This window comes from Microbispora sp. NPDC046933, from assembly GCF_040644635.1.
GTDB lineage: Bacteria > Actinomycetota > Actinomycetes > Streptosporangiales > Streptosporangiaceae > Microbispora.
Genome location: NZ_JBEYWW010000052.1, coordinates 45,933 through 53,274, shown reverse-complemented (window position 1 = coordinate 53,274; position 7,342 = coordinate 45,933). Strand labels below are relative to the sequence as shown.

General features: G+C 71.6%; 7 protein-coding genes. 4 read left to right on the top strand and 3 right to left on the bottom strand.

Annotated elements, in window-relative coordinates; translation table 11 throughout:
• From ABZ857_RS40795 to ABZ857_RS40785, 3 genes are all read left to right on the top strand, one after another.
• A partial coding sequence (locus ABZ857_RS40795; RefSeq protein ID WP_357055168.1) for a DUF11 domain-containing protein occupies positions 1-1,431 on the top strand: 1,431 nt, incomplete at its 5' end.
• 187 nt (positions 1,432-1,618) lie between these two features.
• Complete coding sequence (locus ABZ857_RS40790; RefSeq protein WP_357055165.1) at positions 1,619-2,146, top strand: sigma-70 family RNA polymerase sigma factor; 528 nt, start codon at positions 1,619-1,621, stop codon at positions 2,144-2,146.
• Positions 2,147-2,255: 109 nt separating this feature from the next.
• Positions 2,256-2,900 carry a permease-like cell division protein FtsX gene (locus ABZ857_RS40785; protein ID WP_357055162.1) on the top strand — a complete coding sequence of 215 codons (645 nt, stop codon included), beginning with the start codon at positions 2,256-2,258 and terminating at the stop codon, positions 2,898-2,900.
• Between the two features lie 83 nt (positions 2,901-2,983).
• Here ABZ857_RS40785 and ABZ857_RS40780 read toward each other — a convergent pair whose 3' ends face one another.
• Both ABZ857_RS40780 and ABZ857_RS40775 read right to left on the bottom strand, forming a co-directional pair.
• The gene (locus ABZ857_RS40780; RefSeq protein ID WP_357055159.1) at positions 2,984-4,033 is read right to left on the bottom strand and encodes a hypothetical protein; all 1,050 of its coding nucleotides are present in this window, start codon (positions 4,031-4,033) and stop codon (positions 2,984-2,986) included.
• Positions 4,034-4,288: 255 nt separating this feature from the next.
• Entirely contained in the window at positions 4,289-4,945 is a 657-nt protein-coding gene (locus ABZ857_RS40775) for a class I SAM-dependent methyltransferase (RefSeq protein ID WP_357055156.1), read from the bottom strand.
• 538 nt (positions 4,946-5,483) lie between these two features.
• Here ABZ857_RS40775 and ABZ857_RS40770 point away from each other — a divergent pair.
• Positions 5,484-6,206, top strand: coding sequence for a GNAT family N-acetyltransferase (locus ABZ857_RS40770; RefSeq protein ID WP_357055153.1), 723 nt, complete (start codon positions 5,484-5,486; stop codon positions 6,204-6,206).
• Here ABZ857_RS40770 and ABZ857_RS40765 read toward each other — a convergent pair.
• Complete coding sequence (locus ABZ857_RS40765; protein WP_357055150.1) at positions 6,193-7,317, bottom strand: prolyl oligopeptidase family serine peptidase; 1,125 nt, start codon at positions 7,315-7,317, stop codon at positions 6,193-6,195. The genes ABZ857_RS40770 and ABZ857_RS40765 overlap by 14 nt on opposite strands.
• Positions 7,318-7,342 lie beyond the last annotated feature (25 nt).

The window sequence follows — 7,342 nt, the reverse complement described above, 5'->3', positions numbered from 1 at the left end:
GCCGCGGCGCCGCGGGCCGCGGCGCCGAATCCCGCGGCGTGCCCCGAGCAGGTGGCGTTGGTCAACGGCGGTTTCGAGAACCCCGTCGTCACCGGCACGTGGGCGTCGCTCCCCGACGCCTCCCAGGGCGGCGCGGGCGCGGTGCCGGGCTGGCGGACGACCGCCACCGATCACAGGATCGAGGTCTGGAGCCCCCGCATGGGCGTTCCGGCGGCGGAGGGCGCGCAGTTCGCCGAGCTGAACGCCAACCAGGTCTCGACCCTCTACCAGGACCGTCCGACCACCCCCGGGCAGAAGCTGTACTGGCGGTTGTCCCACCGCGGACGTCAGGGCACCGACGTGATGGCTCTGGACATCGGCGCCCCCTCGGGCCCCGCCCAGCAGGGGACCATGTCCGACGGCACCGCGAAGTGGGGCAGCTACCACGGCAGCTACACCGTGCCCGCCGGGCAGACGACCACAAGGTTCGCCTTCCGCTCGGTCTCGGCGGCCGGGGGGAACGGCGCGATCGGCAACTTCCTCGACGACATCTTCTTCGGCACCCCGCCGTGCGTCGTCGTCACCAAGTCCGCCAGTCCCAAGGGACCGGTGAACGTCGGCGTCGAGATCACCTACCGGCTGACCGCCGTCAACAAGGGCGGCGACGTCGCGCAGAACGTCCGGCTCACCGACAAGGTCCCGGCCGGCACCACCTACGTGCCCGGCTCGCTGCGCGTCGTGGACGGCCCGGGCAGCGGCGCCATGACCGACCAGGCCGGCGACGACCAGGCGGAGTTCGACGCGGCCACCGGTGCGATCTCCTTCAGGCTGGGAGACGGCGCCACGGGCACGGCGGGGGGCCGGCTGGCCAACGACACCACCCTGCCGGACGGCACCACCGTGGAGTTCCGGGTCAAGGTCGGCAGGTCGGTCGCGGGCAAGCAGGTCGTCAACAGCGGCGCGGTCGCCTACGAGAACCGGCTCGGCGCCGAGCCCGAGCCGCTGACCTCCACCAGCGGTGACGCCGTGACCGAGGTCAACCCGGCCGTCGACCTGAGCGTGGTCAAGTCCGCGGACAAGACCGAGGTCACCGTGGGTGAGACCGTCACCTACCGCGTCACGGTCGCCAACGCCGGGCCCAACGACGCCACCGGCGTCGCCGTCAAGGACGCCCTGCCGGCCAACCTGGCCTTCCTGTCGGCCGCGCCCTCGACCGGCGCGTACGCCGGTGGAACATGGAACGTGGGGACGCTGGCCAGTGGCGCGACGGCCACACTGGTCGTCCACGCGAAGGCCACCGCGGTCGGAGAGACGGTCAACACCGCCACCGTCGGCGGCAAGGAGCTCGACCTCGACCCGGCCAACGACAGCGACGCGGTCAAGGTCTGCGTCCAGCGTGAGCCGTTCTGCCCCTACTGCACGCCTGGGAGCGAGCAGAGCAGCGGGAAGTGACGCGCCCGTGGGCGAGTAGGGCCGACGTCTCCCGGCGGCCCACGCCCGTGAGGTGAGGTCACGAAATCGCGAGGCCCTTCCGGGAGCATCCGGAGGGGCCTTCTCGCGTACCTGCCGGAAACACGGAAGCGGCGGAGTGCCGGAGAGACGCGAGCAGCGGATCGGCGGGTGCGCGCGTTCACACTGCATGGATCGTGAATCCCTACGGCCGACGGCGCTCGCGCCGCCCGCGCCGCCTCCCGAGACCGATCTCGCGGGCCTGTACCGCGAGCACCGGGTCGGCCTGGTGCGGCTCGCGGTGCTGCTCGTCGGCGACCTGGAGACGGCGGAGGACGTGGTGCAGGACGTCTTCGCCCGGCTGCACGGCCGGCGGCGGCCCCCGGACCTGACGCTCGCCTATCTGAGGACCTGTGTGCTCAACGGGTCGCGGTCGGTGCTGCGCCGCCGTGCGGTCATGCTGCGCCGGACGCAGCGGGTCACCGACCTGGCCGACTCGGCGGAGACCGCCGTCCTTCTCGGCGAGTCCCGCAGGCAGGTGCTGCTGGCGCTGGCCCGGCTGCCCCGGCGGCAGCGGGAGGCGCTGGTGCTGCGTTACTACCTCGACCTGGCGGACTCCGAGATCGCCCTGGTCATGGGGGTGGGGCAGAGCACCGTCAGGTCCACGACCGCACGAGCCCTGGCCAGACTCCTTCGCGAACTGGGAGAGGACGCATGAGCGAGCGTAGCGACCGAATCAGGGAACGCACTGCCCGGCGAGGTGCTGAACCGCGCGCCTGCGGCACGACCCGACTCCGAGCTCTCGGAGCCGAAGGCGAGGAGGCGGCATGAGCACCATCGAGGATCGGCTGCGTGACGCCATGGCGGCCCGCGCGCGTACGGTGCGGGACGACGGCCGCGTGCTCGCGCTGCCCGCGCCACGCCGAAACCGGCCGCGCGGCCTCGCGATCGCCGCCGCGGCCCTCGCGGTGGCCGGCACGATCGTGGGCGTGGCACGGCTCGCGGAGCCGTCTCCGGACCCCCGGGAGGTCAGCCTCGCCGTGATGGCGCTGAGCGGCGCCGCAGCCTCGTCGGACGGGGTCGACGTCTCGGTCTACCTCTGTGCGAATTCCTCCCCCTTCGAGAACTGCAAGGGCGGCGCGGCCACCGACAGGGAGAAGGAGAACATCGAGCGGGCTCTCCAGGCCCGCTCCGACGTGAAGACCATCGTGTTCGAGGACCGGCGGACGGCGTTCGAGAACTTCCGCAGATCCGAGACGAATCCGAGGCTGCTGAAGGTGATCAGGGTTGAGGACATGCCGGAGTCCTTCCGCCTGAAAGTCGCCCCCGGCGCCGACCACCTGGCCATGGCCAGGGCGGCGAGCGAACTGCCCGGGGTGTCCAACGTCGTCGACGGAGGGTGCCTGAGGGAGAACCTGAACCGGCCGGCGGGGAGCTCCAGGCAATGCAGCTTCCGGGGCGCGGGACGTTGAGCGCCCGGACACGCGGAAGGGGCACGGGCGGAACGCCCGTGCCCCTCATGGCCCTACTGGATGTCAGGACCTCGCTTCCCGGCTCACGGGTCGCAGTCCGAGCTGGAGGACCGCATCATGGGCCGGCTGTAACTGCTGATCTGCCGTGACTCGGTGACGTACCGCGTCTCGCTGACCGGACGCCGGTAGGTCATCATCCGCGTGTAGCTGACCGGACGGCTCTCGCTGACGAAGTGCGTGGACTTCACCTCGTGAGTCTCCGGCACCATCCGCGTGTAGCTGACCGGACGGCTTTCCGTGACGAAGCGCGTCTCCGTGACCGGGCGCCTGAAGGTGACCCGCTCGGTCACCGGACGGCTCTCGGTGACGTACCGCGTCTCGGTGACGGGCCGCTGGTAGGTCACCTGGCGGGTGACCGGCCGGGTCTCGGTGACGTAGCGCACCACCGGGCGCTGGTAGGTGACGTACCGCGTCACCGGACGCGACTCGGTGATGTACCGCGTCTGGGTGACCGGGCGCTGGAAGGTCACCTGGCGGGTGACCGGGCGGCTCTCGGTGACCATGCGCGTGTAGGTCACGGGGCGCTGGAAGGACACCTCACGCGTTTCGGTGACCGGACGCATCCGGGTGACCAGCCGCGTCTCGGTGACCGGGCGCCGGAAGGTGACCTGCCGGGTGAACGTGACCGGACGGCTCTCGGTCACCATACGCGTCTCGGTGACCGGGCGCCGGTAGGTGATCGTCCGCGTGTAGCTGATCGGACGGCTGTACGACGGCTGCTCGCGCAGTGCCAGCCTGCTGCTGCGCAGCGACGATTCGCGCAGCGAGGCCCGCGAGTGGTGGTAGGCGAGGTTGCTTCCGGACTGGCCGCTCGACTCCTCGCTCGATGAACCTTTCTGGGCGCTCTCCCGCCCGTACCCGCTCTCCTCCTCGTACGCGCGTCCGCTCTGCTGACCCGCCTCCTCCGACTGTTCGCCGAGGCTGGTGCCCGGCTCCTCGGCCCGCGGCGCGCTGAGCGCGGCGGCGAGGCCGGACGGGTGGGCGGCGGTGGAGGCCGATGCGATGGCCGGCCAGAGCGTGATGGCGGACAGGACTGCCGGACCCAGCAGTAATGAGAATCGAGTGCCGTGCATAGAGATACTCCTCTCCGATCAGCGATCGGGTCGTATCTCAATCGTTGGCACACGCCGCCGGAGCCCGTCCAGGCAAGTTGACCCCTCCCGGGCCGTTCGCTGTGCCATTTCATGTGTGCCAATGGGCGTGGGTGTCGGTTACGGCGTCGATGACCGGGCTCCGTTTTGCCCCCGCATTCCGCGGACAATGCGCTTCGACTAATTGCCGAGACGTTTACGGATTCGGCATTGCGTGTTTTGCGGGAAAGCGCAGTCTCAGCGGTGGGCGATGACGGCGTACCGCTCGTCGTGGACGGGCTTGCCCCACAGCACGGGATCGGTCAGCGGCTCCACCCGCACGCTCGCGGCGTACGGCCGCAGCACGTCGACGAGGGGCTCGGCGCTCACCCCGCCGAGCCAGGGCAGGGAGCCGGCCCCCGGCACGTACGGCGGGCCGTCCCCGGAGGCCCGCCAGTTGCCCTCGATGAGGATCAGCCGGCCGTGGGGGCGCAGCAGACCCATCCAGGTGCGCAACGCGCGTTCCGGCGCCGGCAGGGTCCACAGCAGGTGCCGGGCCAGGACGACGTCGAAGGAGCTTCCGGCGGCGGCCGGCGGCTCGCTCGCGTCGCCGGTGAGGACGGGCGCCGTGAAGCCCGCGGCGGCGAGCTTGCGCCGGGCCGCCTCGGCCATCCTGGGAGACAGGTCCACGCCCACCGGCCGGTGTCCCTGCTCGGCCAGCAGCAGCGTCAGCGAGCCGGTGCCGCAGCCCAGGTCAAGGACGTTGGTGGGCGCCTGCGGCATCCAGGACCGCAGCCGGCCCGCCCAGGCCGCGCGAACCCGGAGGTCGTGCAGCCCGTGGTCGGCTTCGTCGTCGAAGGTGTCGGCCTCCGCGTCCCAGTAGGAGGCGATCGACTGGGGATCCAGATCGGGCACGGACGCATCTTGTCACCCGTCGCCGACAAAAGTGGATGCAAAGGGTAAGACGGGAGGTATCCGCATGGGTCAGAGGGCCTGCGGGAGTGAACGGTTCACCCCGAGTGGTCCCGTGAAACGCGAGGACCCCGGCAGGAGGATCTCCTGCCGGGGTCCCGCACGTGTGGTGCCGGTGCCGGGTCGCCTCTCGGCGAAAGGCACAACGCGGCTCCAGCCGAACGGTAGTCCGCGAAGGCAAATTAGGTGAGGCCCGGGGACACCTGCACACCGGCCACGCTTCATCCAACCACGTGTACGCACCCGTTGTTCCCGGGCCACGCCATCTTTTTCCGGGCCGATCTCCGGAGCTCCGTGCTCAATCGCGGAGGAAGACGGTCTTTCCGGACGTGCCGGGGAAGGCGAGGACCGGGCATCAAAGGTCCTGGCCTCCTCCTGTTCGCGCAGGTGGACGCGGAGGCGCCCGCGGCCCCGGCCGATCCGTCCCGCGGCCCGGAAAAGGTGTTGCCCGGCCTCGTCGTGCTCGGGAAGTCTCCCTCCTGTGGAGCGAGTGATTCTTGCCGGGCCGGACGGGGCTCCGGCCGTCAGCTATGTCGAGGACGAGCGGTACGGGCTGCCGTGCGCCGATCTGGTCGAGGTCGTGGGCCCGGGCGCGGTCGACGCGATCATGACGAAGCTGCCGGGCTGGGCGGTGGCGGGGCCGGTCGACCTGGGCGAGGCGCTCGTCGCGCGCGGCGCCCGCGTGCGGCGGCACGCCCATGAGATGACCTGTGAGCTGCGTACGGCGCCGCCCGCCGAGGCCGGGGCGCCCGAGGGCTTCCGGTTCGCGCCTTGCGACCGGCCCGCCGAGGAGGTGTTCGCGGCGTGGCGGGCGGCCTATCCGCCGGGCCACCCCGACCACCGTGCGGTGGACGACGCCGCCGCGTTGCGCGACATTCTCACCCCGTTGCTGGAGGGGAAGGTGACCGGGGAGATCCTGCCCTGCAGCCTGCTCGCCCTGGACGGGGAGGACGCGGTGGCCGGCGGCGTCGTGGTCACTCTCTTCCACGATCGGCCCTGGGTGGTCGAGGTCTTCCGCCACCCCGCCCGCACACCCTCCGGCCTCGGCGCGCGCATGCTGGCCGCCGTACGGGACGAGGCGGCGGCCGGCGGTTGGGAGCGGCTGGGCCTGGTCGTGTCCGAGGGCAACCCGGCCAGGCGCGTCTACGAACGGCTCGGCTTCACCCTTGTCGGCAGTTCGATGACCGTCGTCATCCCGGGCTGATCGACGTGACGAACTCCTTCAACTCCCGCTCGTAGCGCCCGGGATCCGCGTTCCAGGAGCCCGTGTGTCCGCCCCCGCTCGTCCGTACGAGCCTGACGATGTCGGGGCGGGCCTCGGCGAACCGCAGCGCCGGGCCGATCGGCACGGTCGCGTCGCCGTCGTCCACGAAGACCAGCGTGGGGATCCTGAACTCGCGGGCGTGCCGCAGGTGGTCGATGTCGTCGAACGACAGGCCGGTGCGCCGCTCGACGACCCATTCGCCCACCGGCACGAGAAAGCCGGGCACGCCCATCTGCTCGGCCCCGAGGGCGATGGGGGCCCGCCAGTCGATGACCGGGCTGTCGAGGATCATGGCCGTGATCGGCTCGCCGGGCAGGTTGCGTACGGCCATCGGCACGATGCCCCCGCCCATCGACCAGCCGTACAGGACGATCCCGGTCGCGCCCTGGCCCTTGGCGTACGTGATGGCGGCCGCCACGTCCTGCCACTCGGTGGCGCCGAGGTGGAGCTTGCCGTCCGGGCTCGCCGGGGCGCCCTCGTCGTTGCGGTAGGTGATGCCCAGCACCGGCATCCCCAGGCTGTGGAAAACCGGCAGCACGCGCAGCGCCTCGGCCGGGCCGCCGTTGCGGCCGTGCACGGCGATCACCCAGGTCGTCGAGGTGCCCTCGGTCCGCCAGCCGGGGAAGTCGCCGAGCGGCGAGGGGATCCTCACGTCCGTGTACGGCACCCCCGCGGCGGCCGGGGTCGCGTGGCCCCACATCCATCGGTCGAGGTAGGCGCGCACCCCGGGACGCAGCTCGCCCCTGACGACCTCGGTGACCTTCCTCGTCACCGCGCCGGCCCCGGTCGCGATCACCTGTCCCACCAGTGCGTTCCCGTCCGCCCAGGTCAGGCCGTACGTGCCGGGGGCGGCCGTGTCGGCGCCGCCCTTGATCGTGACCTGGTCGCCGCTGACGGCCGTCACCTCCAGGGGATAACCGGAGGTGTGGACGGGATCGATCACCAGGCCCGAGTAGTACCAGCCCGCGCCGCCGACGCCGGCCGTCGCGAGCACCACGACGACGGCGAGCGTCCACAGCAGGCGGCGCCGCCATCGTGTCGTCCGACCCATGACCCAGAATCTACTGGGCCTTTTC

Excerpts from the sequence above, each read along its gene's own strand:
- ABZ857_RS40790 (WP_357055165.1), top strand. The coding sequence starts at position 1,619 with ATGGATCGTGAATCCCTACGGCCGACGGCGCTCGCGCCGCCCGCGCCG.
- ABZ857_RS40785 (WP_357055162.1), top strand. The coding sequence starts at position 2,256 with ATGAGCACCATCGAGGATCGGCTGCGTGACGCCATGGCGGCCCGCGCG.
- ABZ857_RS40780 (WP_357055159.1), bottom strand. The coding sequence starts at position 4,033 with ATGCACGGCACTCGATTCTCATTACTGCTGGGTCCGGCAGTCCTGTCC.
- ABZ857_RS40765 (WP_357055150.1), bottom strand. The coding sequence starts at position 7,317 with ATGGGTCGGACGACACGATGGCGGCGCCGCCTGCTGTGGACGCTCGCC.